Below are 26,721 nucleotides of genomic sequence, written 5' to 3'. Positions count from 1 at the left end.
ATCGGGGCGCTGCGAAGCATGCGCTGCCGCCGCATTTCCCGGACTGCCGGTCAAGCCTGGCAAGGCTCGGGCGCACCTTGTCGCGTGGTGGCCTGGTACTTGCGAGAGTGAGTGCTGAATGAGCGCTGAAAGCCTTCCGGCAAAGTAGCCGGGAGCGGGTGCAATTCGGCGCAACACCCGAACGGGACCCGAGGCGAAACCTGAGAGGCCATGGCCATACCCGGTGCAAACCCCGGTGATTCAGACCGCGGTGTTTCGCTCCGCGTACTTTTCGCGCAACTCGCGCAACGATAACGAGCAGCAAACGGACAACGGCGTCCCCTCGTGAGCATCACGAGCGGACGCCGTTTTTATTTGGCGCTGACGGTACGGCTACCGTGAGCCATTGAGAAAGCTAAGGACATCACGATGAATACAACGATCGGCAAGAGCACGGGCAAGGTCACCTTATTGAGCGCCGGTCCGGGCGACCTCGACCTGCTCACGCTCAAAGCCGCCAAAGCGCTGGCGAGCGCCGACGTCGTGCTGCTCGACGACCTCGCCAATCCCGAGATCGTCACGCTCGCGCCGCAAGCGCGGGTGATTCGCGTCGGCAAACGCGGCGGCTGCCGCTCGACCCCGCAAGCGTTCATCGAGCGCCTGATGCAGCGCTACGCACTCAAGGGCTTGCACGTGGTGCGCGTAAAAGGCGGCGAGGCGCTGCTGTTCGGCCGCGCCGGCGAAGAACTGGCCGCCTTGCGCGGCGCGGGCATTCCCGTGGAGATCGTCAACGGCATCTCGTCCGGCTTTGCGGCGGCCGCGGGCCTCGGCATTTCGCTGACGCATCGCCGCCACTGTCACGGCGTGAGCTTCATCACCGCGCACACGGAAGATCACGGCGAGCCGGACTGGGCCGCACTGGCCGCGACCCGCACCACGCTGGCGATCTATATGGGGATGCGGCGCATCGAGAGCCTCGCCACGGCGTTGCTGGCGAGCCTGCCGCCCGACACCCCGGCCGCCGTCGTGCAATGGGCGGGCGGAGCCAACGAGCGGCGTCTGTTGACGCGTCTCGATCGACTGGCCGCCGACGCCGCGCTCGAAGGCTTCGGCAGCCCGGCGGTGATTCTGGTGGGAAGCGCGATCGGCGAAAGCGTCGAACGCGGGAGCGAGGGCAGCGAAGAATGGCGCGAGAACCCGGCCGCCATGCAGACTGAAGCCCGGGTCGCGGACGACCGGGTCGCGCAAGCCGCGTGAATCGCGCCGATGTGAGCAGGGCCGGGCATGCTGCGAGAACGGCCGGCGGCAGCAAAGCCTGGCGAGTTGTCAGGCTCGGGATTCAACCATCAGTACGTCAAACCCCGTGCCGATGCCGTTGATCCTCGCCGCGCCAACCGGGCGTGGCCGGTGTCAATCGCCAAAGCCCAATTCAGCTTCAACCGCTTGCCCGACGCGCAGCCACGCTCCGGCGCCACGCGCGACGAGCGCATTGTTGCCGAACGTCACCGCACCACCCCGCTGCGGATTCGCCCGGTAGGCGGTCATGGTGTCGGTGGGTTCGTTCGGCCAGTCGGGGTCGGGCGCACCCTTCGCCTGATCGATGGTCGGCATCGGACAGCGCGAGCACGGCTTGACCAGTTGCAGTTGCACGCCCTCGTCTTCTGCGCTTTCGACACTCAAACTCTCGACATAGTCCTCTTCGTACGCATCGAGTCCCGTCAGCACGACATTGGGGCGAAACCGGTCGATCGGAATCGACGGCGCGCCCTTGCTGTTCAGGCGCACGTTCAGATCGTCGAGCGACGCCTGGCCGATCACCAGCAGCGGAAAACCGTCGGCGAAATGCGTGGTGGCGCCGCCGACGCCGGCGGTGTAGTCCGGATCGACAATCCGCTCGCGTTCGGGATTGAAGCGCAGAAGCCGCGCCGGCACGCCGAGAAAGCCTGAAAACCATGCGGCGCTCGTTTCGCCGGTGTCGAGCCCGTAGGCCGCGTCGCGCCAGACCGAGGTTTGCACTTTTTGCGGTGCGCTGAGGCCGGCAGCGTCGAGCGGCGTGCGCAACTCGCTCATGCCCGGCGCGCGGATCACGAGCTCATGTTCGCCGAGCTCGACTCCGATCAGCGCCATGCGGGGATACGCGCGCTGCGTGAGCATCGCGCCGTTCGGGTCGGTGACCATCCAGCATCGATCGTATTCGAGGCCCGTGGCGAGCAGGCGTGCCTGGTTCAACGCAATGCCCGCGCAGGATTTGATTGGATAGACGAAAAGCTCGCTGATGGTTGGCATGATATGGGCGGTATGGGGAACACGCGTTTTCTGTGTTAATGCCCGATTGTAGCGGCGCATTGAGCGGTACGCCCCGGAACGCCTGCGTCGCGACGGTTTGCGCCGCGCGATCCCGAATCCGCCAGGACTCGACGCGCTGCCTGAAGCCGGGCGGGCAATGCGATCGTTTCTTCCGGCCGCGCTTGGACGTAAAATCGCCCAGGCGAAGCGCGCACGCCCATGCCTTACCGGACTGAATCAGCGAACTGAAACAGCGGATTGAGCCGGTGGACTGAATCAGCGGATTGAGCTGGTGGATCGAGTCACAGCATGGAACGTGTAGAAGCATCCCTACCATAAACGAAACAGGAAATTCATTATGCTGAGCAAACCCGTGTTGACTGTTGCCGAAACGACCCGAATCCTCGAAGCCGCCCGCGCGGAGGCCGAGAAGAACCATTGGGCCGTCGCCATCGTGGTGGTCGACGACGGCGGCCATCAGCTCGGCATGCTGCGTCTGGACGGCAGCGCGCCGGCGAGCGCGTACATCGCGACGGAAAAAGCCCGCACTTCGGCGATCGGCCGCCGTGAAACCAAGGTATACGAAGACATGATCAACAACGGCCGCACGGCCTTCCTGAGCGCGCCGCTGCAAGGCACGCTGGAAGGCGGCGTACCGGTGATCGTCGACGGCCAGGTGGTCGGCGCGGTCGGCGTGTCGGGCGTCAAGTCGGATCAGGACGCGCAAATCGCCAAGGCGGGTATTCAGGCAATCGCCGCTTAAGTCCGGATCCACTCGGAATCCGTTCAAGGCGGCGGCAATAAGAACGAAGCACAACACGGACCGATGCCCCCTCATCGGTCCCATTCAAGGATGGAGCAGTCGATGACTCAGATGAACCCGCGCGGTGGACTGCAAGTCGCCGCCAACCTCGACCAGTTCGTCGAAACCGAAGCCCTGCCCGGCACCGGAATCGACAGCGCCGCATTCTGGTCAGGTTTCGACGCCCTCGTGCACGAGCTGGCGCCGAAAAACCGTGCGCTGCTGGCCGAGCGCGATCGCCTGCAAACCGAACTCGACACCTGGCATCGCGCCAATCCGGGTCCGGTGCGCGATCTGCGCGCGTACCGCGCCTTCCTCGAAGGCATCGGCTACATCGTGCCGTCGCCCGCAAGCGTCAACGCCACGACCGACCACGTGGACACCGAAATCGCCGAACAGGCCGGCCCGCAGCTCGTCGTGCCGTTGTCGAATCAGCGCTATGCGCTAAACGCGGCCAACGCACGTTGGGGCAGCCTGTACGACGCGTTGTACGGCACCGATGCGATCCCCGAGACCAACGGCGCCGAAAAGCAGAAGGCCTTCAACCCGGTGCGCGGCGCCGCGGTGATCGCTTATGCCCGCAAGTTTCTCGACGAAGCCGCCCCGCTCGCGAGCGGCTCGCACGCCGACGCCACGCTGTATGGCGTCGAAAGCGGCACGCTCGTCGTCACGCTGAAGAACGGCAAGACCGCGCTGAAAACGCCGGCGCAGTTCATCGGCTATCAGGGCGACGCGAACGCGCCGTCCGCCGTGCTCCTGAAGCACAACGGCCTGCACTTCGAAATCCAGATCGACGCGAACGATTCGATCGGCAAGACCGATTCGGCGCACGTGAAGGACGTGCTGGTCGAAGCCGCGGTGAGCACGATCATCGACTGCGAAGACTCCGTTGCCGCCGTCGACGCGGACGACAAGGTCCAGCTCTATCGCAACTGGCTCGGCCTGATGAACGGCACCCTGACGGAAGAAGTCACGAAGGGCGGCAAGACCTTCACGCGCCGTCTGAATGCCGATCGCGAGTACACCGGCGCGGACGGTTCGTCGAAGGTCACGTTGCATGGCCGCTCGTTGCTGTTCGTCCGCAACGTCGGCCATCTGATGACCAATCCGGCCGTCCTGACGAAAGACGGCCAGGAGATTCCGGAAGGTATTCTCGACGGCGTCGTCACCACGCTGTGCGCGCTGCACGACCGCAAGCACAAGCTGAATTCACGCACCGGCTCGATCTATATCGTGAAGCCGAAAATGCACGGGCCGGCTGAAGTCGCGTTCGCGAGCGAACTGTTCGCGCGCGTCGAAGACCTGCTCAAGCTGCCGCGCAACACGATCAAGATGGGCATCATGGACGAGGAGCGCCGCACCAGCGTCAACCTGCTCGCCTGTATCGGCGAGGCGTCCGAGCGTGTCGCGTTCATCAACACGGGGTTCCTCGACCGCACCGGCGATGAAATGCACTCGGCGATGGAAGCCGGCCCGATGATGCGCAAGGGCGACATGAAGTCGAGCGCATGGATCGCCGCGTACGAGCGCAGCAACGTGCTGGTCGGTTTGAGCGCGGGCCTGCGCGGCCGCTCGCAGATCGGCAAGGGCATGTGGGCCATGCCCGATCTGATGCACGCGATGCTCGAACAGAAAATCGCGCATCCGAAGGCCGGCGCGAACACCGCATGGGTGCCCTCGCCGACCGCCGCGACGCTGCACGCGCTGCACTATCACCAGGTCGACGTGCAAGCGGTTCAGCAGGAACTCGAACGCACGGACTACGCGAACGTGCGTGACGAACTGCTCGACGGGCTGCTGACGATTCCGGTCGTCGCCGAGGCGAAGTGGAACGCGGACGAAATCCGCAGCGAAGTCGAGAACAACGCGCAAGGCATTCTCGGCTACGTGGTGCGCTGGGTCGATCAGGGCGTGGGCTGCTCGAAGGTGCCGGACATTCACAACGTCGGCCTGATGGAAGACCGTGCGACGCTGCGCATCTCCAGCCAGCACATTGCGAACTGGCTGCACCACGGCGTGGTGACGCGCGAGCTGGTCGAAGAGACCTTCAAGCGCATGGCGAAGGTGGTCGACGAGCAGAACGCGGGTGATCCGCACTATCAGCCGATGGCGCCGGGCTTCGACACGCTGGCGTTCAAGGCCGCGCAGACGCTGGTTTTCGAAGGACGTGAGCAGCCGAGCGGCTATACGGAACCGTTACTGCATAAGTTCCGGCTGGAAGTGAAGAAGGCCCGGTAAGCGTTTGTTGCGCGGGGCTTGGGTATCAGGCTCGAAGGCTCGATCTTTCGGGCCCGCCTGAGTTCCAGCCGCGAACCCGGCCGGAAAGAAAGACGGGCGCCGCAACATGCGGCGCCCGTTTTAATTTGCGCGGTAGTGCTGCGCGTTGCTTCTGCGTGACGCGTTTGCGGCGGTGAAACCAGCCAGTGCGTTCGAGCAGCGCTGATCGACGACGCATTCGTGCGATCGATTAGCGCCATGCGCTCGTGCCTGAACTAGAACCGCCTGAAATCTTCAGGCTTCCGAAGAAGCCTTCGTCTCCTCGGTCTCCGGGCACTGAAGCCGATTAAAGCAGTTTTAAGCCGTTTTAAGCCGCTTCAGCCGTGTACTGCGCCGACGCGCCGGCCTGATTCGCCTGCAGATAGGTTTGCAGATACGCCTCGAATTCCGCCTTCACTTCCGGATGGCGCAGCGCGAATTCCACCGTCGCCTTCAGATAGCCGAGCTTGCTGCCGCAATCGAAGCGCGTGCCGAAGTAGCGGTACGCGAGCACCTGCTCTTCCGTCAGCAGCGATTGCACCGCATCGGTCAATTGCAGCTCACCGCCCGCGCCCGGCTTGAGCGCGCGGATATGCTTGAAGATGGTCGGCATCAGCACGTAGCGGCCCACCACGCCGAGGTTCGACGGCGCCTTGTCCGGCGCCGGCTTTTCGACGATGCCCGACAGCTTGATCACGTTGTCTTCCCACTCGCGGCCATCCACGACACCGTACGAGCGGCTGTCTTCTCGCGCGATGGTTTCGACGCCGATCACCGAGCTGTGATAGTGATTGAAGGTGTCGACGAGCTGGCTCATCACCGGCTTCGAGCTATGCAGCAAGTCGTCAGCCAGGATCACGGCGAACGGGCTCTCGCCCACCAGTTTCTCGGCGCACAGCACCGCGTGCCCCAGACCGAGCGCTTCAGCCTGACGCACATAGAAGCAGTCGACGTTGGCCGGCTTGATGCTGCGCACGAGATCGAGCAGCTTCTGCTTATTGCGCGCCTCGAGTTCGGCTTCGATCTCGTAAGACTTGTCGAAGTGATCTTCGATGGCGCGCTTGCTGCGGCCCGTCACGAAGATCATCTCGGTGATGCCGGCGGCAATCGCCTCTTCAACCGCGTACTGAATCAGCGGCTTGTCGACGATCGGCAGCATCTCCTTGGGGCTTGCTTTGGTAGCCGGCAAAAATCGTGTCCCGAGGCCCGCTACGGGAAACACGGCTTTGGTGACTTTCAGCATGGTAGGCATTCCCACATCGGTTAGAAATTAGTGTGTTCGCGGGCCTGGCGGCCACTCAATGTCGCCGAAAAGACTAACAAAAAATTAATCCATTTCACGCGTGAATTTTTTCGATTCAAATAAATAAATCGATTCGCTTTCGATATGCCGGATCGCGGCATCCATCAGGAAACAATTACGTGATCGCCTTGAATTATTTTCGGGAATCCCGAAAAATTTACGCATCCGGCGAAGCGGGTCGCGGACGGCCTCAAGCGCGTCCGGACCCGAATCTCGCAGGGGTCAGAGCACTTCGGACACCGATCATTCGTTCTCGTCGAGTTGGGGCAGTTTGTTCGGGTTCATTCGAAAACGGCGGATCGGCTCGTTGCGCAGCGCCTCCCGGTAGGCGGAGGCGGCGACAAGGATCAGCAGCACGGCGATGCCGGCGAGTAAATGCAGGTTCATGACTTCACCTCGGGTCAAGAGATTCCGTGTCTTAAATTAGCACAACAAAAGCAGCAAATAATTCGATGTAGCAAGCGCTTATGCTCAATTACAATTCGTCACAAAATCGCCATTTAATTCGATTCGCCACGCTTTTTTTATCGATTTTTTTGCCTCCGCCGTGCACTAGCATGTGATGCACCGCGGGCGCGCACGGCGTGCCCGGGCGTAAGCTTTTCTTCTTTCAGAATAAGGACCGCGCATGAGCGACTCAGCACTGGATGCCGCCGGCTCATCCTTGCCCCTTTCCCCGTCACGTCCGGCCGCCGCGCCGCGCGCGCAGAGCGAAACGCGCGCCGACAGCGCCGGCAAGGAACATGTGATCGACGCCATGCGCGGCTTCGCCGCGCTGCTGGTCGCGTATTTTCATTGCCGGCAGGTCGAATGGGTCGGCATGCAGACCTTTCACCAAAGCGTCGGCCACTCATTCGGTCTGAGCACGATTGCCGCCTATCTGACCTTCCCGATTGCGTGGGGCTCGGCGGGGGTGCCGATTTTCTTCGTGATCAGCGGCTACTGCATTCATCGCGGCGGCGCGCTGCGCCTCGCAAAAAATCCCGACTACCGGCTCGACACCGGCAATTTCTGGGTGCGCCGTTTCGCGCGCATTTATCCGGTGCTGCTTGCGGCGCTCGTGCTGACTTTGGCACTCGACTGGGTCAGCTTGCAGTTGCCGCCGGTCAATCACAAGATCCGCGAAATCGGCCTGCAGGCATTCCTCGTCAACCTGTTTTCGCTGCAAGGCGTGGCCGGCAAGACGTTCGGGTCGAACGGCGCGCTCTGGACGCTATCGCTCGAAGTGCAGTTCTACGCGATCTATCCGCTGCTGTTCGCGCTGCGCCGGCGCCTGGGCGTGACTTCCGTGCTGGCGATCGTCGCGGTGATCAACGTGGTTTCAGCCTATGTGCTCGAGCGCCACGATATCCAGTTCTTCACGTCCTATTGGTTTTCGTGGATGCTTGGCGCGTGGATCGCCGACGCAAAGGCCCGCACTGCGCCGGATGTCCGTTCTCCGGTCTGGCTCTATGTGCTCGCCGTGGTATTCGTCGCGCTTGGCTGCGTGGCGTTCCGTTACGGGCAATATGGGGCTTTCCAGTTCTGGGCACTTGGCTTCGCGTTCTACCTGTATAAGGCGCTGGAGCGCCCTCAGGGTGGTACAGCCGATTCGGCCGGCATGCGCGTCCTGTCGCGCTTCGGGGATTTCAGCTTTTCGCTGTATCTGATCCATCTGCCGATCTTCGTGCTGCTGTCGTCGGTGCTGTTCCGGTCGTCGCTGCAGATGTCGATCTGGCCGTCGTTCGGTTACATGCTGGTGGCGGTGCCGGTGGCTTACGTGTTCTACCGGCTGGTCGAGTTGCCTGCGATGAAGTGGTCGGCGAGTTTTAAGTCGCGATAGGGAGAGGTTTTGCGGTCTCTCTTTTTGCTTATCCCGGCACTACCTGTCGTTTCGCCGCGTCTGGTTTGATTGTCACACTTGCCTCGCCCCCCATAGGGGACGGCGCAATCCTGTGAGAAACCAGTGAGGTGCAACGATGACAGTTTCACTAGTAGGTTACGGCCCCACCCCTTTCAACGATCCGGACACCAGCGCGGGGCAAGGCGATTCCGCAAATACTCAGCAGGAAGCAGCGGTGAAGCGGGATAACGTTGCGTCCCGGCAGCAGATGAACCAGCAGCCGTCGAACGCAACGTCAGGTGGCCCGCTCGTGAATCAGCGAACACAAGGCCCGTCATTTCAGGACCCGCAGGGTAGCCCGGCAACCGGAGGGGACAAGCGGAACAACCCCGCAGGAATTCGGAGCGTAACGTCCAGAACGCCGACTGCAAAGGTGCTCACGTACCAGCGCGCACCCACATCCAGCGTTGCAGCCCCCCTCTCCCATGCGAGCCCTGCTGGCGGGCGAGTCAAACGGCAAACACCTTCACCTGTCGAACAGAATGAGCAGACCCGCCAGGCTTACGCGACTTCCGCGGCAAGAAGCGACGGCATCACTATTCGCCAGCTCGAAGCAGCGACCGGGCAGCCGGACTCACTGCCCGCCCATTGCGTGGGCCTGGCTTTTGCAAATATGCATGTATTGTTCGACGGTCAAGCGCACGACCTGATGGGAGCAACAAATGTTACTTATCAACGGCTTCGCGACCCTGCCACGCGGGAGTCAACGCTATTGGACATTCACTGCCTGCAGGATATAGCCGAATATGGCCCGCCCGGCAATGCGCCGGGCTACGAAATACGGGGCGATGGGCGCCCAAGGGATGGCAAAGGCACCGTCGAGGATTTGAGAGAACACTTTTCGACTCCGCAACCGAGTCGAGATGGAGTGGGCACACTGCAGGACAGGTTCGCGTACCTGGGTCTCCAGCTAGATGAGGATAAGGGCCATGTGGTACTTATCCAGCACGTGAACCCGTCGGCGGACTATCGGAACGATGAGTACCAGCTTTACGACTCGAATCAAGGAACGTTCAGCTATCGGGGCTTTGAAGCACTGGCTACAGCCGTCAATCGGCTCTACACGGATGGCTATAAGGCATATGGCGGCATTGAAGGGATAGAGACGTTCTACTTCGGTGATACGAGCACGTTGCAACCTTACCCGGGTTTCGATCCGGAGTTCGAGCGGGCGATGCTGAACGCCAGACTTGATGTTTACGCCCCTGAATGGGTTCCCGTACCCTCACAGACGGATCCCACCCAGTTACCTCCGCTGCCCGACTTCGATCAGCCGGGTCCGTCGGGCTGGGATGGCGGACGGCATACCGAGCTCAAGCGATCCACCGGCGCCGACAGCCCGGATCATCCGTTCGCGCTCTTCCGCCCGTCCCAGACGAGTCCGGACGAGCTCAGGAAGCAGCAGGGCTTTTCGGTCGCAGACACCCAGCTGCGCAACGTCAGCCTCGACCTTCACGACGCCATCATGGCAGGCAACCCGGCCGCGACGGACGGCGGCGGCTACGTTGGCACGTTCACCGCCCGGGATCAGGCGCAAGCGCGTATCGATGCGACAGACAAGAAGGAAGGCTACATCTATTACGTCGCCCCATCGCCCAACATGGTCGACGTACCGGGCAGTCTTGGCAGCGAGCACGCCCTGGACCCGCACAACGGCGAAGTCGCCGCGATGGGCCATATCGACTACACGCAGATCCGCGGCTGGCAGAAGTACGGGAACGGTAAGCTGGAGCAGTATGTCGCCAACCCGGACTACCGCTACGACATATACGACCAGACCCGCACTGCCGGCAAGCGGCCGCAGCTCGCGAGCTTCTCGCCGGACAACCCGGCGTGGGCAGACGCCGACCATCGTCCGTTCGTCACCCCGTTCCAGCAGGACGGCAAAACGCTCTACCGGCCCAACGAGAATCCCGCGCTGGCGCAGGCGAGGTTCTACCAGCATGCGAACGCCGATATCCAGCAAAGGGTGAACGACCAGGCGCATCACCTCGACTATCAAGGTCCGGTGACCATCTGGCCGGCATGGGGGGGCAACAACGGCGCCAGCCATCCGGTGCGGCTGAACTTTACTGCGGGCTATCCCTCCATTGACCGGTCGGCGGCCAATAGCGGAGGCGATCAATTCCGCATGGACGACGACGGCCGCATCCATCTGGCAAGCGATAACAACAAGGTGCTGCGCATTGACGGCAACGGGAACGCCTACATCGGCTCAAACCCGGGCAGCAACAGCCTCAACGGGGTATTTGTACATGATCCCAGGAGTGGCGCGCTGATTCACGCTGAAGACGGCAAATTGCTCACGGAAGGAGCCTTCGCCTATACGCCCTTTGTCGAGACGCCCCAAGGGAGGTCCGGTCTGCTGCAGCGGCAGAGCTGGACGTTCAGTGATTCGTCCGGAAATACGGTGCAGCCGCCGGTCCCTCTTGCCGCGTTCAGGAACTCCACAGCCGGCAGTCCTGAGCAGCTCTATCGGTTCTACGACAACCCGGACAGCGCGCTACCTGACGGCACCTCGCATTTCGTCACCAGCGTGCCTGGCGTGAAGTCGCATGACGGCGACAACTTCATGTTTTATCCGGATCACATCGCACAGGGCGATGCTGCCGCCGCGCGCAAATGGCTTGCCGGACATAACGCTGCATGGCTGTTCAAGGATGGTTTCTACGCGGTGGCAAGCGGCCCGGATACGCTTGAGGTGCGCACGCTGGGAGGCACACCGGTATGGAGAGCGCGGATCGACCCGGCGACCGGTCACGAAACGTACGCCATACTGCAAAACGACATCTCGTCGAATTACGATACGCCCTCCCGAACGTGGCAGCGTATGCTGGACAACGAGAAGCGCGACGGGACGCTGTACCAGCAAACGGGGCAGAAGTACATGTGAGATGCTGATGGCCTTGAGCGTGATGTCGCGTCGATAACGAGATGCGCGGCCGAGAGTACCGAGGTCGGATCGATACCGACTTTCTCTCGGCCACGCTAACGATAGGAACCGACCGGGTTCCTGTCTACCCTCGCCTTAATTCAGCCGCTCAACCGCCCGCGCAGGCCCCTCAACGCCCCGCCACGCGCTTCAGAATCCGCTCGACACCTTCCACATAGGTCGCGGTCCCGAAGCGGCTCAACGCCGTCTGATAGCCGTTCCTGACCAGCCGGTTGCGCAGGTCGTCGTTCGAGCGCAACTCGGCGAGCGTATCGGCGAGACCATGCGCGTCGCCGGGGGTGCATAGCACGCCGTTCTCGTAATCGTCGATGATCTCCAGCACGCCGCCCGCGCGTGCCGCCACCACCGGCCGCTGCGCCAGCATCCCCTCGACGATCACCCGGCCGAACGGCTCCGGCGTGATCGACGTGTGGACAACGGCATCGACCGCGCACATGCAAGCCGGAATATCGTGCTGGAAGCCGAGGAAATGCACCCGGCCACCCAGGTTGTGCGCGGCGACGAAAGCATGCAGTTCGATCTCGTACGCGTCCTCGCCGAACAGCGGCGCACCCACCAGCACCGCATGCATCTGCGGATTGAGGACCATCGCTTCGAGCAAAACGTGTTGGCCCTTCCAGCGCGCGAGGCGGCTGAACGAGCCGACCAGGAACGCATCCTGCGGCAGGTTCAGGCGCTGGCGCAGCGTCGCTTGCGGGACCGTGCGCAAGGCGTCGAACGGTGTCGCGGAAATGCCGTTGAACACCACGTCGATACGCTTTTTGTCGAACTGCGTGAGCTCCGCGAAGGCGCGGGCGGAGGCCGCCGAATTGGCGATCACGTGCGTGAGACCGAGGCGCGCGCACCACTTGATGATCGCCAGCTGCTTGCCGCCGAAATGCTCGGGGCTCACGATATCGCGCAGATGCCAGACCACCGGCCGCCTCGCGAGCTTGCCGGCAATCGCGCCGATCACCATCGCGCGCTGGGTGTTGGCGTAAATCACCTCGGCGTCGCGCGCGCGTTTCGCGGTGGCACGCACGAGCGACAGCAAACCCTTGAGCGCCTGGCCCTTCGGCAGCGAACCGCCCTGCTTGCGCACATTGCGCAACGCGCCGGCATCCAGCACGTTGACCGTCACGCCGGCTTTGGCCAGAGCGGTGCGGAATGGGCCGTCGTCGAACAGCACGACTTCGATGCGCGAGCGCAACGCCTTGACGATTTCCAGCAGCGACAGCTCGGCGCCGCCGAGCACGCCGCTCTGGTCGACCGCGAGAATGCGCGGTGCGTCGGCACCCGGCTCTGCTTTGTAGGGGACGTACGGCGGCAGCGTCGCCGAGCGCAATGCGGGCACCGAAGCCCGAACGTGGGCGAAGAAACGCTCGCGGAAATTCGCGGCCGAGAACTGCTCGGCGTTCGCGCGGCAATCCGCCGGCGAAAAACGCTTTATGTGGCCGTCGAAACGCTCGACCGCCGCTATGATCGACTCGACGTTCTGCTCGTCGAAGAACATGCCGGTGGGCCGCGACTCGGTCAGATCGCGCACCGTTTCAAGCGCTCCGCCCTTGCCGTAGGCAATCACCGGCGTGCCACACGCCTGCGCTTCGACCACTGAAATGCCGAAGTCTTCTTCCGCGGCGAACACGAAAGCTTTCGCGCGGCTCATTTTTTCCTTGAGCACCTTGAACGGCTGATAGCCCATGATCTCGACATTCGGCCCTGCCTTTGCACGGATCTTCTGCATGTCGGGGCCGTCGCCGATCACCACCAGCTTGCGTTCGGGCATCTGCGCGAACGCTTCGACGATCAGGTCGATCTTCTTGTACGGCACCATTCGCGAGGCGGTCAGATAGAAATCATCCTTGTCGGTGCACAGCGCGAACGCTTCGACGTCGACAGGCGGAAAGATCACCTGCGCCTCGCGCTGATAAACCTTCCTGATCCGCCGCGCGATGAAGTCGGAGTTCGCAACGAAGCCGTCCACCGAATTCGACGTGCGGATATCCCAGTTGCGGATGTAGTGCAGAATCAGCCGCGCCATTGCGGACTTCGGGCCGGCGGTCAGCTTCGACTGCTCCAGGTACTGGTGCTGCAGATCCCACGCATAGCGAATCGGCGAATGCACATAGCTGATATGCACCTGGTCGGGACCGGTGAGAATTCCTTTCGCGACGGCGTGGCTGCTCGATATCACCACGTCGTAGGCCGAGACGTCGAGCTGCTCGATCGCGAGCGGCATCAGCGGCAGATACGTGCGGTATTTGGTGCGCGCGCGCGGCAGCTTCTGGATGAACGAGGTCGTGACCGGCTTGCCGCGCAAAAAGCTGCGATCGTCGAGAAAATCGACGAGGCTGAACAGGTCCGCGTCCGGAAAGCACGCGACGATCTGCTCGAGCACCTTCTCGGCGCCCGCATAGGTGACGAGCCAGTCGTGCACGATCGCGATGCGCACAGTCTTGTCGCCACGCACGGCCGCGCGGCGCGACGGCGTCTGAACGCCGGGAACGGTGGTGAGTTCAGCCAGCGCGCTGCGCGTCGCGGGTTGCAGCACGGCTTCTTCAAGGACTTCGTGGTTCATGCGCTTTTCCTCGGATTCAGTCGCAACAGCAGTGAACGCGCAAGATCGCGCAAAGCGGGTGTCATCGTGATCGACCAGGCGACGTTCGCGCCTACCATCAACAGGCCGGCGACGATCGCGATAGCGAGATTCGGCAGGAAGCTGGCGAGCCACAGGCTGGCCAGCAGAAAAGCAAGGTGGGCAAGCATGTCGAGCGCGATCTGGCGTGCGTGTATCGCCGACAGCCGCAGCAGCACGGCGTAGTCGAAGAGCGCCCGGCCGGCCACGGCCATCGCCGCGCCGGTCAGACCGAAATGGCTGATGCCGAGCCACAATGCCCCTGCAAACAAGGGCAATTCGAACAAGCCGACGCGTGCGGCGGTGGCCGGATTGACCTGTGACTGGATCAGAATCCGCGTGACGTTCGCCTGGCCGACGAGCCACACGGCGACGATCATGATCCGGCCCACCGGCGCGGCCACGGTGGCGATCTCGTTGCCGACCCACAGATGCAGGAACGGTTCGAGCACCAGCATCGCGACCAGCGCGACCGGCGTGAACACGCCGTTAAGGAATTCGAGCGATTGCCGCGTGATGGTGTCCGCATCCGCGCGGCCCACGGCCGAGAGCCGTGGAAACAACGTGCGCACCAGCGCGGTCGGCACGATATTCAGACGCGTCACGAGGTTCTGCGGCACCGTGTAGTAAGTGACGAAACGCGCGCCGAGACTCGTGCCGAGCATTACGCGATCGAGCGATTCGGCGATCATGTTGGTGACGCTCGCGATCAGCATCCAGCCGCCGAAGTTGAAGAGTCCCTTGGCCACGCCAAGCTGCGGCGGCAGAACGCTGCGGATGTCCAGCACCTTCAGCGCGGAGCGGCCCAGCAGAATCGCCGCGAGAATCCGCGCGAACACCGCTGCGGCGAGCACGTTCTGCAGGGTCGCCCCTAGCCACAGCGCGGCACCGAGCGGCAGCAACTGGAACAGAAAGGTGCCGATGGTCTGATTGGTGTTGTAGACGCCGAAGCGCTCCGCGCCGTTGATCGCCCCGGCGAACACCCACGACACATTGGCAATCGGAATCGCCACCGCGAGCCACGGCAGCGCCATGTAGACCTCATGCTGCAACTCGGGCGACACCTTGGTGAAGTACGCGGTGTACAGAAACGCGCCGAAATAGATGATCAGGCCGCCGATCACGCCGGTCGCGAGATTGAGCCACGTCGCGCTCCAGAACACGCGCGCACTCTCGTCCTTGTCGCCCGAGGCGCGCGCCTTCGAGATGTGATTCTGCGCGGCCATGCTCATGCCGAGATCGAGAATCCCGAAGTAGCCGATCAGGGTCCACACGAGACTGATCACGCCGTAGCGCTCGACGCCGAGCAGCTTGATATACGACGGCACGGTCACGAGCGAGACGAAGGTCGGCAGTACCAGCCCGAAGAAGTTGATCGCTACGTTCTTGAGAATGCCTTTGTCCATCGGATGCCTTGGATTTGACTACGTTTGCCTGGTATTGCGCAAAAAGTGGCGAAAAAAGTGGTGAAAAAATACGGTCATGCCATGCGTTGCGTTGCCTTACTTTGCGTTAGGGCTTCCAGCGATACATCATCACTTTCCCGCGCGCGTCTTCCTCGACGAACACCAGGTACTCGCCATTGCCGCGCTTCGCGGCGCTGATGCCGTTAGGCACGTCGACCCAGCCCGACGCGCCGCCCACTTCCGGGCCTGGACGAATCACGCCAATCTCCTTGCCGCTGTCCTTGTCCCACACGTGCACCGCACCGACAGGCTCGACGCCGAAGAGGTATTGCCCCTCGACCGTGAGGCCGATGATCGTGGCGATGGGTTTGGTTTGCGTGGTCCACGGCAGCGTGATCGAATAACGCTGCACCGGATTGCCGCTCGACCATTTGTCGTAGCGCACCAGCACACGCCCCACTTCTTTCCAGAAGCCGCGATCCACCGGCGTATCGGGCGTGTAGCCCGTCACATACATCGTGTCGGTGTCGGGCTCGTAGATCGCGCGATGCAGTTCGGTGAAGGGCTGCGGCACCGGGTACTGCGTCAGGTTCGAATACGAGTAGATGGGGTTGCTCTTCGCATCGAGTCCGCCGAAGCGGAAGCGGTAAATGCCCTTGTTATCGCGGGTGCGCCAGATGTCGCCGGCGTTGTCGACCCACCAGCCCCAGCCCCCCGCGAGCTTCGTGCCGCTCGTGTTGAGCGTGAATTCGTCGGTGTTGAACTTGCCGTCGCCGTTCACGTCGCGCCAGATCCAGTCGCCGCCCGGCGGCGCATTGGGCACCTTGGCGACCGCGCGCTCACGCCCGGCGATGAAGCCCGAGGGAATCGCCGTCTCGCCGTCGTGCTGCGGGTCGAAGCGATAGATCTTCAGGTGGTCCGCGTACATGTCGGTCAGGTACAGGAACGTGTGCCCCTTCAACTTGCGAGCGATCGGCAAGCCGGGATATTGATCGGTATGAAAGACGGGGTCGTCGGGATACTTGAAACGGTTCGACAGAAAACCCGCATATTTCCAGTCCTGTCCCGCGGGCTTCGAGGGATCGAGTTCGAAGCGCTTGTTGCCGGTATAGACGCTGTCCGGACGCGACGGATCGATCCATGCGCCGTCCACGAACAACAAGCCCTGCACCTGCCAGTTCTGCTTGCCGTCCGGCGCATAGCTTTCGAGCGTGGCGCCGAGGCCCGCGCCGATCGGGTCGTAACGTGGTCCGATGCCGTTGGTCGACACGTAGACGTTGCCGCGCGCATCCACGCCCACACCCGTCAAACCATTGAAGCGCTGCGGTCCCGGCTTGCCGGCGACGCCGCTGAAAATGCCACCCCGTTCACCGAGCGAGCCCGACTCCGCATAACGGCCATTGCTCTTGCTGAAGAACAGCACCTGCTGGCGCGGGCCGTTGTCCGCGATCAGAACGCGGCCTTGCGCATCCAAAGCGATATCGACCGCGACCGTATCGGCGGGCAGCGTGAACGTTTCGTCGATGCGCTTGCCTGCGGCGGTGTAGTGCTCCACCTGTGGCGCCTTGTCGTTGCGCGTGCCGCTCAACACCCAGAGCGTGCCGTCGGGGGCGAGCGCGATACGGCCCGGCTCGTGCACGGTCCAGGTCGATTTCTGCTGCATCGATTCCGCGTCGTACACTTCGATGCGATCGCGCGCTGTGTTCGCCGCGTAGAGCGTGGTGTCGTTCGCCGCCAAACCGCCGATTTCGGCGCTCGTGCCGGTCGGCACTTCATTCATCATCAGAAAGCCGGCTGCCAGTTGCGCATGCGGATCGGCGCTCTTCGCGGCCGGCTGGAACGGTGCGGCGCGTTTCGGATCGGCGATCTGCCGACGCGAAATGCCGAACCATTGCTTGCCCTTCTCCGGCCACACGCCCTGCTCGACCAGACGTCCCTTCTCGTTGCCGACGGCGATCGCCACGAAGGCGTACTTGCGATTCACCGCGATCGCGCTGCCGCCGCCGTTGCCCCAGCCATGCGTGCCGCCCGCGAAGCCGAGCATCTTGCCGTTCTGGTAGACGCTCGCTTCGGCGCCGCTCTCGTCCCACGGCGCGTTCGTATAGACCTTGCCGTCGGGCGCGACCGCAATCGCGGTGATATTGATCTGCGCCCACGTGCCGTCGCCGAAACCGAAGGTGTTGCCGATCCAGGAATTTTTCGCGTTCAACACGGTTTGCGCGGATGCCGTGAAGCTGACCGATGCCGCCGTCATTCCGGCCGCACAGGCGAACACAGCAATCCAGGTTTTGAACGTGAAACGGGCCAAAGTTATTCCTCCAATCCGGGCCGTGCCGCGAACGGGCAACGACCCGCGCGGATGCAAAATCCAGTGAGATAACGGCTGAGGCCGCTAGAAGCGGCGTAAGAACACGAGACTGATTCCCGCAAGACACGACGTATAAGACAGGGCCTGGAAAGCAGATTCGACGCGGCGCCCTCATTCACACGCGGGTCCGGACGAACACGAACGCGAGGCGCGTGACGCACGCACCCTCCCTGGCCACGCAGTCCACACGGCTCACATTACGCGGAAAGAATGCCGCGACGAAAATCGAAAATAATTCAAAAATATTCAGCGCTTTAAGCGTTGTGAAAGAAAATGATTTAAAAATAGATTAAATGAAAATAACCGCGGAGGCGTGCGTCCCGCCGCATGCTTGCGCCCCATCCTTACCGACACAGACTGATTCCGGCTGCACTTCTTACGGATTGCGACAAGCTCGGGACACAAGCATAAAAATCCATTGAGAATGAATAACGAAACACCCTGTTGCAATCTGATTCATTTATCCATTTCATTCCCGTTTTTTCATCAATTTCTTTTCCCTAGAATCGAATTCACTTCCGTTGCGACGCGAAGCGAGCGCGCCCTTGCCCTCAAGCCCTGTTCCTGACTTGAGAACGCTGAGAGGGCTCGCGCGATCCTTCGCCCGGCCCATCCGCTTCACACCATGGACGGTTCATGACTGCCAGCGCACTGCCCTTAGCGCCTTCTCACTCTCGCCGCATCGTGCAGCTCGACGGTTTGCGCGCTATCGCCGTGCTCGCGGTATTCGCCCAGCACGCCTTGAAAGCGCCGCTGTGGATGGGTGTCGATCTGTTTTTTGTTTTGAGCGGTTTTCTGATTACCGGCATCCTGCTCGAGCGCAAGGCGCGTCAGCAGTCGTATTTCGGCTATTTCTACGCACGCCGGGCGCGGCGCATCCTGCCGCCTTATCTGTTGCTGATGGTGGTGTCGTCGATTCTGTTCGGCTTCGGCTGGGCGGAGCACTGGCAGTGGTATGCGTTCTTCGCGACCAATATCGGCGACGCGCTCAATCAAAGCGGTCACGACAGCCTGAATGTGCTGTGGTCGCTGGCGGTCGAAGAGCAGTTCTATATTTTCTGGCCGTTCGTGATCCTGTTGCTGCCCGAGCGCGTGCTCGGCTACGTGGCGGCGGCGCTGATCGTGCTGGTGCCGGTGCTGCGCGCGCTCGCCACGCCCTGGTTCGATTCGTTCTGGCCAATCTATTACCTGACGCCGTTCCGCATGGACCTGCTGGCGGCCGGCGCGCTGCTCGCCGTCGCCGTGCGGCGCGATCGCCATGCACTCGAACCGTTCAAGGGCCTCGCGGTGCTTGGTTTTTTCGCCGCGCTCGCCGTGCTGGCGTGGCTGCATCTGCACTATCCGCGCTTCCGGGCGGCCAATACGCCGCTCTCGAACGCTGCGCTCTATAGCGTTTCGCTGGTGTTGTGTACGTCCGTCGTGGTCATCGCCCTGCAAAGCAAGGGCATCGTCAAGCGGCTGCTGTGCAACCCCGTGCTGGTCTACATCGGCACGATCAGCTACACGATCTATCTGATCCACCTGAGCGTGCTGTACACGCTGTGGCCGCTGCATCTGAACCGCTATCTGACCGCCGCGCTGGCACTCGCGATCACCCTCGCGTACGCCAGCATCACGTGGTTCGCATTCGAGAAACGTTTGATCTTCGGCTCGGCAGGCAAAGCCCATGCGTCCGCCGCGAGCGTGACGGGGGGCGCGTCGCAAGCGCCGCAAAGCCGCGCATGAGGCGCCGCGCGTGGCTCGCCGCGGGCGTGTCGGCCGCTGCGTCAGTGCTGGTTTCGCTGGCGCTGGACGCGCATGCCGGCAATCCGGCGCCACAGGTGCTGGTGGACGCCTACGGCGATTCGACCACGCTCGGCATTACGTGCAGCGACGGCCACTGCGGACCGCAGGCGCAAAACGCCGTGTCGTATCTGCAGGACGAATTGCAGTCGAGGCACGGCGAACGGGTGCGCGTCACGAACTACGGCGTGGGCGGCACGACGGCCAGCCAGTTGCGCGACGGCACCGGCAACCGCCGCGCCGGACCGACCGCCGGCCTGCCGTGGCAGGAGCGGCTGGCCGCTTCGTCCGCGCAGATCGTATTGATCAATTACGGCATCAACGAAGTGATGCAGAACCAGACGCCCGAGCAGTTTTACGCGGCCGAAACCACCCTCGTGAAAACGGCCCGCGCGCTCGGCAAGGAACCGGTTCTGCAGACCTCGAACCCGATGCCCGACAACCGCCTGAACGCGCGGCTCGCCGCGATGGTCGCGATGACGCGCCGCGTGGCCGCCGAACAGCAGGTGCCGCTCGTCGATCAGTTCGCGTACGTCAGCAATCTGCCGGACTGGAAGACGCTGATGTCCGACGGCGCGCACCCCAAGCCGGCTTTGTACCGGCTCAAGGCGGAACAGGATTTTCAGGTCGTCGATCCGCTGGTGCGGCGGCTGCTGGACGGCGCGCTTTGACGCTTCTTTTCAGGTGCACTTCTCTTTTTCTTTTTCCAATATCGAAGGCAAGCTATGAGCCAACCACGCAAAGCGATCATCACCGGCGTATCCGGACAGGACGGCGCCTATCTGACCAAACTGCTGCTCGACAAGGGCTACCACGTGACGGGCACCTACCGGCGCACGAGCTCGGTCAACTTCTGGCGCATTCGTGAGCTCGGCGTGCTCGACCATCCGAATCTGCGTCTGGTCGAACACGATCTGACCGATCTGGGCTCGACGCTGCGCCTGCTCGAAGGCGCGCAGGCCGACGAACTGTACAACCTCGCCGCGCAGAGCTTCGTGGGCGTCTCGTTCGATCAGCCCGTGACGACCGCCGAAGTGACCGGCATCGGCGCGCTGAATCTGCTCGAGGGCATTCGCATTCTGGATCCGAAGACCCGCTACTACCAGGCCTCGACGTCGGAAATGTTCGGTCTCGTGCAGGCGGTGCCGCAACGCGAGGACACGCCCTTCTATCCGCGCAGCCCGTATGGCGTGGCCAAGCTGTTCGCGCACTGGTCGACCATCAACTACCGCGAGTCGTACAACCTGTTTGCCAGCAGCGGAATTCTGTTCAATCACGAATCGCCGCTACGTGGCCGCGAATTCGTCACGCGCAAGATCACCGACACCGTCGCGAAGATCAAGCTCGGCAAACAGGACGTGCTGGAGCTCGGCAACCTGAGCGCCAAGCGCGACTGGGGCTTCGCGCTCGAATACGTGGAAGGCATGTGGCGCATGCTGCAAGCCGACGAACCCGATACCTTCGTGCTCGCCACCGGCCGCACCGAGACGGTCCGCGACTTCGTGCGCATGGCCTTCGCCGCGGCGGGCTATCAGATCGAATGGTCAGGCAAGGAAGAGCGCGAGACCGGCATCGACGTGGCAACCGGCAAGACGCTGGTGCGCGTGAACCCGAAGTTCTATCGCCCGGCGGAAGTGGACCTGCTGATCGGCTGCGCGGACAGGGCCCACGAGAAGCTCGGCTGGAAGCCGGAGACCACGCTTGAACAGCTGTGCCACATGATGGTTCATGCGGACCTTGGCCGGAACGAGCATCACGAGACGTTCTGATCCTGAGTGGCGGCTGCTCGCGCGGCCGTAAAAAAACCGCGTAAAAAAAGGCCTGAACGTAATGATTCAGGCCTTTTTTCTATTGCGTCAGGAAGCCTTCAATGCACCCCGCCCGCCCCAATCGCCTCGCTATACACCGACGCCACCCGCTTCGCGATCACCGAATTGTCGAAGTTCTCGCGCGCATAGCGGCGGCAAGCCTCGGCATCCGGCAACTTCAGTGAACCGTTCAACGCGCCTGCGAGACCGTCCGCAATCGCCTTCGCGCCCGTCGCCGGCAACACCAGATCCGGCGACAAACCCGCCACCGCTTCAGGCAGGCCGCCCACCGGCGTCACCAGCACCGGTGTGCCGGACGCCAGCGATTCGACGGTAATCAGCCCGAAGCCTTCCAGCGCCACCGTCGGCACCACGCTGATATTCGCCGCCCGGTACAGCGCAGCCAGATGCTGGTCGGGCACGAAGCCCAGCAGCTTCACGTTGTTCTCGAGGCCCGCCTCGGCGATACGCGCCTGCAACTCGCCTTCGAGCCGCCCCTTGCCCGCGATCAGCAGCAGCACATCGGGCTCCGTGCGCTTGAGCAACTTCACCGCATCGATCAGATCTTCGAGGCCCATGCGGCGCACCAGACGCCGCACGGCCAGCACGATCGGCCGGTCTTGCGGCAGTTGCAGCTTCAGACGCGCTTCGGCCGGCGTGATCGGCAGATTGAACTGCTCGACATCCACGCAGCCCGGCACCACGCGCACGCGGTCCGGGGCGATGCGATAGCGCGACGTCAGAATCTTGCCGAACGCCTCCGACAACACGATCAGGCGCGACGAGCGTGCATACACCGATTGTTCCAGATAGCGCTTGGCGCGCTGGCCGAGCGAATCGGCGCCTTCCACGTGACTCTCGTCGGCCCATGGTCCCTGAAAATGCGAGACCTGCGGAATGCCGCGCGTCACGTCGAGACCCGGAAACGTGTACAGCGCGAAGTGCGATGAAATCACGTCGGGACGCGAGGTGCTGATCTCATGGCGCAGCGCGCGGCGTGCCGCCATCAGGCGCAGCGGCAGCGATTGCGCGGCGGAGCCGAAGCCGTTGATCGCGCCACCGGTGTCCGCAGCCACTTTCGGCGAGCCGGCTACCACGCCGCGCACGGCGACGCCCGCGCCCGGCAGCGCGCCGACCAGCGAGTAGTACATGCGGTCGAGGCCGCCCGCGCGCTCGGGAAACCAGTGCATCCCGATCTGCAGCGATTTGATTGAACTCGTCGTCATGATTGTTGCCCCTGTGCGTTGTGTGCGTTGTGTGCGTTGTGTGCGTTGTGTGCGTTGTGTGCGTTGTGTGCGTTGTGTGCGTTGTGTGCGTTGTGTGCGTTGTAGTGGATCATTCCGCGCCCTTCTGTCCGGCCAGCGTGTTCAGCGTCAGCGCATCGGTCTTGGCGACCACCGCGGCTTCGGCTTCGCTGCGCCGGCGGTCCTTCTGCTGTCCCGCCAGTTGCCGGTACAGCGCGATGTATTGCGCGGCCATCCGCGCCCAGCCGAAGCCGGTTGCGAGTTCGTTGGCGGCGGCGCCCATCGCGCGGCGCGCGTCGTCGTTTTCCGCAAGACGCGCGACGGCGCCCGCCAATGCCTTGGGATCGTCCGGGTCGTCGAGCACGATGCCGCACTCCGGCGTGATGATTTCAGCACCGCCCGCCGTGCGCGCCGTGACCACCGGCAGGCCTGCGGCCATCGCTTCGAGCAGCGACAAGCTCATCGCTTCGTAGCGCGACGGAAACACGAACGCATCGACCGAATGCATCAGCACCGGCATTTCCTTGACCAGCCCAAGAAAATGCACGCGATGCGCAATGCCGAGCGCCTTCGCCTCGTCCGGATACGGGCTGCCCGGCAGGAACCCGGCCACCGCGATCTGCACGTGCTCGGGCAAATGCTTGAGCGCCTGCAGCACCGTGCCGAGGTTCTTGCGCGGCGTGCGCAGGTCGCCGACGAACAGCAGCAGGAACGCGTCCGCCGGCAAGCCGAATTTCGCGCGGTCGCCGGTGGCGGCCGCGAAGCCTTGCGTATCGACGCCGTTGTAAATCACGTCGACCCGGTTATGAGGCGTCAACCCGATCGCGCGAATTTCGTCGGCGACCTTTTGCGACACCGCCGTAATCACCTTCGAGCGCCGGTAAGCCCAGCGTTCGAGCAATGCGTTACAGCGCGTATAAACCGACTGATACGCGGACCACACGCCCTTCGTGAACCCGAACGGGTAGTATTTGCTGCCGAACCAGCCGCTATGCACGAAGTGCGAGGTGTTGACGTCGGCGGGCATCCACGTGATGAAGCCGTTCACGTGCAGCACGTCGAATTCGCGGCGATGCGCGCGCAGCCATAGCGCGCTTTTGAACGCGAACACCTGTTGGCGCAGCAGATTGGTGGGCCACCAGCGGCCGATCTTCACCGGCGCCCAGCGGACGTTCGGATGCGCGAGCAGGTCCGGCGCAACGTGCGACGCGACCAGCGTCACGCCGATGTTTTCCTCGAGGGCGGCGCGCGCGATCTCGTGGTTGACGCGCCCCTGGCCGTCGTTATGGCGCACGACGTGCGTGACAATGGCGACTCTCAATCAGTGCCTCCGTGGAAAAATAGCGTGCGTCTGCGGTTCATCTTTTCGTAGTGCACCGCGGATAGGATCGAAAAAACACTCATGAAAAGCAGCAGCCCGCCGGTGCCGACCAGCGAATTGGTGAACACCAGCATCGCGAAGGTCGCGAGACTGAGGCTCAGGCAGGCGGAAACGAATTTGTCGTTGCGCAGCTTGAACGACGCGAGCGCCGCCCGCACCACCAGCCACACGATGCCGGACATGTAGAGCAAGGTGCCGGGCCAGCCGAGCACGAATGGGATGTTCATCACACCGCTGTCGAAGTTGCCGTACTGGCCGAGCTGGCCGCCGTCGTTCGAGAGCTTGGTCGAGGTGCCGGTCGCGCCCATGCCTTCTCCGGAGACGTCGGTAAACGCCGTCTTCGCGAAGGTCGCGTAGAACTCGTTACGCGCGGCGTAGCTCTGGTCGTCGCTCAGGTTGACGAGCGTGTTCAGGCGGGCCTGCATCCGCTCGGCGACGGGGCCGACCGTGAGCAGCGGCACGCAAAGACCGGCAAGCAGCACCGCGCTCGCCACGATCCGCACGCGCACCTTGTTGTTCGCCTTGACCAACTGGATCAGGAGCGCGATCACCCAGCCGCCCCACGTCGAACGCACGAGGCTCAGCGCGAACGAAAAGAAGCCCAGCGCCGCCGCGACCCACCGCACGCGGTGCTTCGCCGCCATCACGTAGACCATCGCGCCCATCATGGCGAACGCGAACGGTCCGGACGAGTTCATCGTGCTGAACACGCGCACGCCCATCGGCACGGGGTCGCCTTGCGAATTCATCTGCGAGCCGAGCATCCACAGCGCGTCCCACGGCGGCATGATGAAGAACTGGATCAGGCCATAGCCGCCCATCGCGAGCATGCCCCAGATAAAGGTGCTGACGATGGTGTCGCGATACTTCGGGTACTGACGCGTGTGCGCCATGATGTGAAAGCCGATCAGGATCGGATAGAGCCAGTTCGCAAGGTCATAGGTCGCGGCGAGCGGCCCGCTCGACATCACGCCGATCATGAACGCATAGGCGAGTCCCATCAGAATCAGCAGCACCGGCAAGCCGCGCCGCTGCGACAGCACCTTGTAGTAACGCAGCAGGGAAAACGCGCTGATCATCGTCACCGCTAGCGGCGCGACCTGGATCAGGCTGGTCGGCGTGAACGAGCCTTTGGACCAGTCGGCGAGACGCCGCACTTCCGGGCTCAGGAACCACAGCCACCACATGAAGCCGATGTAACGCGCCGGGCTCTTGAAGTAAAGCCACAGGCCCGTCAGGATCGCGAGCACAGGAAAACCGAGCGTAAGCACCGTGCCCTGATGCGCGATGATCAACATCACGGTGATCAGCCACAGCAAGGCCTCCGGCAGCCACTCCTTGCGGGCGCCGGACAGGACCCGCTCCGCGTTATCGCCGCCTCGCGCAATCGTCGACATCGTTTAGAGACCTCCGCGTGATTCGCGCGGGCCAGGGCGTTGGCCTTGCGCGTGGCTGCCCGCGCGAACGCGCGCCGGTTGGTTCACGGCGGCACGCGGCACCGTTGCCACTGTGTCGGCATCGGCAGCACCGGCCGTCACGCGTCCGCGCGACGCAACGCGCGCCCGCAGCATCTCCTGCGTAATTCTCACGTGCTGCATCGCATAGTTCCGCGTGGTCAGATCGCGCGACAGCAAGCCGGCCGCCGCGGCCTGTGCCTGGCGCAACGCGTCCGCGGGCGAGGCGGCGAGCTGGTCCACCGCCTCGCGCAACGCCTGTGGGTTGAACGGCGGGATATACGCCGCCTCGCCCGCCGGAAAATAATCCTGCAACGCGCCGACGTTGGTGACCACCATCGGCTTGCCGACCGCCGCCGCTTCCAGCATCACGGTGATGCCCGAGGCGTGCGAATTCGGCCGCAGCGGCACGACGATCACGTCGGCCCAGTCGTAAAGTTCGTGCTGCTTCCTGATGCCGGAGAACAACGCGATCTCGACGTTCGGCGCGCGCAGCGAAGCGGGAATCCGCCGGCGTGTCGCGAGCTTGACCGTGTAGCGCGCATCGTTGCCGAACGCCTTGATGAGCGTCTCCCAGTCGCGGTCGCGATCGTTGCCGATGGCGGCGATACGGATCGGCGTGTGCGGCTGCCACTCCGTGGGCGCCTTCACGGGAAAGTCCTGCGTGTTCAGGCCATACAGGAGCGGTTTCGCGTCGCGCTTGAAATAGCGCTGGCACAGTTCGGCGTTTTCAGTGGCGAGCGTAGTCAGCTGGTCGGCGCGCGTCATCAGCTTGCGATACAGCCAGCTGCGCAGAATCCCATAGGAAGGCCATTTATCGAGCAGCCACACGCTTTGCGCCAACAGCAAGGGGCTGGCATTAGCGCCCGCCTTGCGGCCGCTCAGCAGCAGCATCAGAGCGGCGGATAGCCATTCCTGCTCGGTATGCGTCCAGATCACGTCCGAGCGCAGCATCTCGTCGCGATTGCGCCACGTATGGATGAAGTCGAACCCGAGCGCCGCCTTCAGCGCGCGGCGCAGCAAACGCACCGGTTTGCTTTCGCGCGCGTCCTGCGAATAGGTCAGCCTGAACGCGTCGGATTCGGCATGGTGATAGCCGTACAGGCAGCCGATGTTGTCACCCGGCCGGTAAAAGCGCGGGTCGGCGCCGTAAAACAGATGAACGTGAACTTTCGTACTCATGCAGACACTCCGCTCTGCCGG

The 26,721-nt window shown here is 63.1% G+C and carries 18 protein-coding genes; 8 read left to right on the top strand and 10 right to left on the bottom strand.

Annotation, left to right across the window (positions count from 1 at the left end; genetic code table 11):
- Positions 1–408: 408 nt before the first annotated feature.
- Positions 409–1,236 (top strand): uroporphyrinogen-III C-methyltransferase, encoded by an 828-nt coding sequence (gene cobA, locus DSC91_RS35860; protein ID WP_115783181.1) that lies wholly within the window; start codon positions 409–411, stop codon positions 1,234–1,236.
- 153 nt (positions 1,237–1,389) lie between these two features.
- Here cobA and DSC91_RS35855 read toward each other — a convergent pair whose 3' ends face one another.
- Positions 1,390–2,265, bottom strand: a complete 876-nt coding sequence (locus DSC91_RS35855; protein WP_115783180.1) for an MOSC domain-containing protein — start codon at positions 2,263–2,265, stop codon at positions 1,390–1,392.
- Positions 2,266–2,623: 358 nt separating this feature from the next.
- Between DSC91_RS35855 and DSC91_RS35850 the strand changes: the two genes are divergently transcribed.
- Together DSC91_RS35850 and DSC91_RS35845 are read left to right on the top strand one after the other, a co-directional pair.
- Positions 2,624–3,028 (top strand): heme-binding protein, encoded by a 405-nt coding sequence (locus DSC91_RS35850; protein WP_115783179.1) that lies wholly within the window; start codon positions 2,624–2,626, stop codon positions 3,026–3,028.
- 102 nt (positions 3,029–3,130) lie between these two features.
- A complete protein-coding gene (locus DSC91_RS35845) occupies positions 3,131–5,305 on the top strand; it encodes a malate synthase G (protein WP_115783178.1) in 2,175 nt (724 codons plus the stop codon).
- Between the two features lie 346 nt (positions 5,306–5,651).
- On the opposite strand, the gene galU is transcribed toward DSC91_RS35845, so the two are convergent.
- Both galU and DSC91_RS37975 read right to left on the bottom strand, forming a co-directional pair.
- On the bottom strand, positions 5,652–6,566 hold the full coding sequence (gene galU, locus DSC91_RS35840; protein WP_115783641.1) for a UTP--glucose-1-phosphate uridylyltransferase GalU: 915 nt from the start codon (positions 6,564–6,566) through the stop codon (positions 5,652–5,654).
- 303 nt (positions 6,567–6,869) lie between these two features.
- Positions 6,870–7,013: a hypothetical protein gene (locus tag DSC91_RS37975; protein ID WP_167470542.1), complete on the bottom strand. Its 144-nt coding sequence runs from the start codon at positions 7,011–7,013 to the stop codon at positions 6,870–6,872.
- A 241-nt stretch (positions 7,014–7,254) separates the two neighbouring features.
- On the opposite strand from DSC91_RS37975, the gene DSC91_RS35835 reads away from it, so the two are divergent.
- Positions 7,255–8,448, top strand: coding sequence for an acyltransferase family protein (locus DSC91_RS35835; RefSeq protein WP_115783177.1), 1,194 nt, complete (start codon positions 7,255–7,257; stop codon positions 8,446–8,448).
- Between the two features lie 136 nt (positions 8,449–8,584).
- On the top strand, positions 8,585–11,401 hold the full coding sequence (locus DSC91_RS35830) for an enterotoxin A family protein (RefSeq protein WP_115783176.1): 2,817 nt from the start codon (positions 8,585–8,587) through the stop codon (positions 11,399–11,401).
- A gap of 169 nt (positions 11,402–11,570) precedes the next feature.
- On the opposite strand, the gene DSC91_RS35825 is transcribed toward DSC91_RS35830, so the two are convergent.
- The 3 genes from DSC91_RS35825 to DSC91_RS35815 form a co-directional block, all read right to left on the bottom strand.
- On the bottom strand, positions 11,571–14,018 hold the full coding sequence (locus DSC91_RS35825; RefSeq protein WP_115783175.1) for a glycosyltransferase family 4 protein: 2,448 nt from the start codon (positions 14,016–14,018) through the stop codon (positions 11,571–11,573).
- Entirely contained in the window at positions 14,015–15,481 is a 1,467-nt protein-coding gene (locus DSC91_RS35820) for a flippase (protein WP_115783174.1), read from the bottom strand. The genes DSC91_RS35825 and DSC91_RS35820 overlap by 4 nt, the downstream gene beginning before the upstream one ends.
- Positions 15,482–15,587: 106 nt before the next feature.
- Positions 15,588–17,789 carry an NHL repeat-containing protein gene (locus DSC91_RS35815; protein ID WP_115783173.1) on the bottom strand — a complete coding sequence of 734 codons (2,202 nt, stop codon included), beginning with the start codon at positions 17,787–17,789 and terminating at the stop codon, positions 15,588–15,590.
- Positions 17,790–18,485: 696 nt separating this feature from the next.
- On the opposite strand from DSC91_RS35815, the gene DSC91_RS35810 reads away from it, so the two are divergent.
- From DSC91_RS35810 to gmd, 3 genes are read left to right on the top strand one after another with little or no spacing between them, the layout of a single operon-like run.
- Positions 18,486–19,574: an acyltransferase family protein gene (locus tag DSC91_RS35810; protein ID WP_115783172.1), complete on the top strand. Its 1,089-nt coding sequence runs from the start codon at positions 18,486–18,488 to the stop codon at positions 19,572–19,574.
- Positions 19,571–20,302 carry an SGNH/GDSL hydrolase family protein gene (locus DSC91_RS35805; RefSeq protein ID WP_115783171.1) on the top strand — a complete coding sequence of 244 codons (732 nt, stop codon included), beginning with the start codon at positions 19,571–19,573 and terminating at the stop codon, positions 20,300–20,302. The genes DSC91_RS35810 and DSC91_RS35805 overlap by 4 nt, the downstream gene beginning before the upstream one ends.
- Before the next feature lie 54 nt (positions 20,303–20,356).
- A complete protein-coding gene (gene gmd, locus DSC91_RS35800; protein ID WP_115783170.1) occupies positions 20,357–21,400 on the top strand; it encodes a GDP-mannose 4,6-dehydratase in 1,044 nt (347 codons plus the stop codon).
- Between the two features lie 98 nt (positions 21,401–21,498).
- Here the strand turns inward: gmd and DSC91_RS35795 are convergent, their stop codons facing one another.
- The 4 genes from DSC91_RS35795 to DSC91_RS35780 all read right to left on the bottom strand — a co-directional run bounded on the left by DSC91_RS35795 (position 21,499) and on the right by DSC91_RS35780 (position 26,700).
- Positions 21,499–22,665 carry a glycosyltransferase family 4 protein gene (locus DSC91_RS35795; RefSeq protein WP_115783169.1) on the bottom strand — a complete coding sequence of 389 codons (1,167 nt, stop codon included), beginning with the start codon at positions 22,663–22,665 and terminating at the stop codon, positions 21,499–21,501.
- Between the two features lie 109 nt (positions 22,666–22,774).
- Positions 22,775–24,004 carry a glycosyltransferase family 4 protein gene (locus tag DSC91_RS35790; RefSeq protein ID WP_175172040.1) on the bottom strand — a complete coding sequence of 410 codons (1,230 nt, stop codon included), beginning with the start codon at positions 24,002–24,004 and terminating at the stop codon, positions 22,775–22,777.
- Complete coding sequence (locus DSC91_RS35785; RefSeq protein WP_115783168.1) at positions 24,001–25,461, bottom strand: glucose-6-phosphate isomerase; 1,461 nt, start codon at positions 25,459–25,461, stop codon at positions 24,001–24,003. The genes DSC91_RS35790 and DSC91_RS35785 overlap by 4 nt, the downstream gene beginning before the upstream one ends.
- 3 nt (positions 25,462–25,464) lie before the next feature.
- On the bottom strand, positions 25,465–26,700 hold the full coding sequence (locus DSC91_RS35780; protein ID WP_115783167.1) for a glycosyltransferase: 1,236 nt from the start codon (positions 26,698–26,700) through the stop codon (positions 25,465–25,467).
- Positions 26,701–26,721 lie beyond the last annotated feature (21 nt).

The organism is Paraburkholderia caffeinilytica, from assembly GCF_003368325.1.
In the GTDB taxonomy this organism is placed as follows: Bacteria; Pseudomonadota; Gammaproteobacteria; order Burkholderiales; family Burkholderiaceae; genus Paraburkholderia; species Paraburkholderia caffeinilytica.
The sequence above is the reverse complement of the archived record's forward strand: the minus strand, read 5'-3'. Positions and strand labels throughout refer to the sequence as shown.

What these genes read in the sequence shown, in the direction of transcription:
- cobA (WP_115783181.1), top strand. Translation starts at nt 409, where the DNA reads ATGAATACAACGATCGGCAAGAGCACGGGCAAGGTCACCTTATTGAGC.
- DSC91_RS35855 (WP_115783180.1), bottom strand. Translation starts at nt 2,265, where the DNA reads ATGCCAACCATCAGCGAGCTTTTCGTCTATCCAATCAAATCCTGCGCG.
- DSC91_RS35850 (WP_115783179.1), top strand. Translation starts at nt 2,624, where the DNA reads ATGCTGAGCAAACCCGTGTTGACTGTTGCCGAAACGACCCGAATCCTC.
- DSC91_RS35845 (WP_115783178.1), top strand. Translation starts at nt 3,131, where the DNA reads ATGACTCAGATGAACCCGCGCGGTGGACTGCAAGTCGCCGCCAACCTC.
- galU (WP_115783641.1), bottom strand. Translation starts at nt 6,566, where the DNA reads ATGCTGAAAGTCACCAAAGCCGTGTTTCCCGTAGCGGGCCTCGGGACA.
- DSC91_RS37975 (WP_167470542.1), bottom strand. Translation starts at nt 7,013, where the DNA reads ATGAACCTGCATTTACTCGCCGGCATCGCCGTGCTGCTGATCCTTGTC.
- DSC91_RS35835 (WP_115783177.1), top strand. Translation starts at nt 7,255, where the DNA reads ATGAGCGACTCAGCACTGGATGCCGCCGGCTCATCCTTGCCCCTTTCC.
- DSC91_RS35830 (WP_115783176.1), top strand. Translation starts at nt 8,585, where the DNA reads ATGACAGTTTCACTAGTAGGTTACGGCCCCACCCCTTTCAACGATCCG.
- DSC91_RS35825 (WP_115783175.1), bottom strand. Translation starts at nt 14,018, where the DNA reads ATGAACCACGAAGTCCTTGAAGAAGCCGTGCTGCAACCCGCGACGCGC.
- DSC91_RS35820 (WP_115783174.1), bottom strand. Translation starts at nt 15,481, where the DNA reads ATGGACAAAGGCATTCTCAAGAACGTAGCGATCAACTTCTTCGGGCTG.
- DSC91_RS35810 (WP_115783172.1), top strand. Translation starts at nt 18,486, where the DNA reads ATGACTGCCAGCGCACTGCCCTTAGCGCCTTCTCACTCTCGCCGCATC.
- DSC91_RS35805 (WP_115783171.1), top strand. Translation starts at nt 19,571, where the DNA reads ATGAGGCGCCGCGCGTGGCTCGCCGCGGGCGTGTCGGCCGCTGCGTCA.
- gmd (WP_115783170.1), top strand. Translation starts at nt 20,357, where the DNA reads ATGAGCCAACCACGCAAAGCGATCATCACCGGCGTATCCGGACAGGAC.
- DSC91_RS35795 (WP_115783169.1), bottom strand. Translation starts at nt 22,665, where the DNA reads ATGACGACGAGTTCAATCAAATCGCTGCAGATCGGGATGCACTGGTTT.
- DSC91_RS35785 (WP_115783168.1), bottom strand. Translation starts at nt 25,461, where the DNA reads ATGTCGACGATTGCGCGAGGCGGCGATAACGCGGAGCGGGTCCTGTCC.
- DSC91_RS35780 (WP_115783167.1), bottom strand. Translation starts at nt 26,700, where the DNA reads ATGAGTACGAAAGTTCACGTTCATCTGTTTTACGGCGCCGACCCGCGC.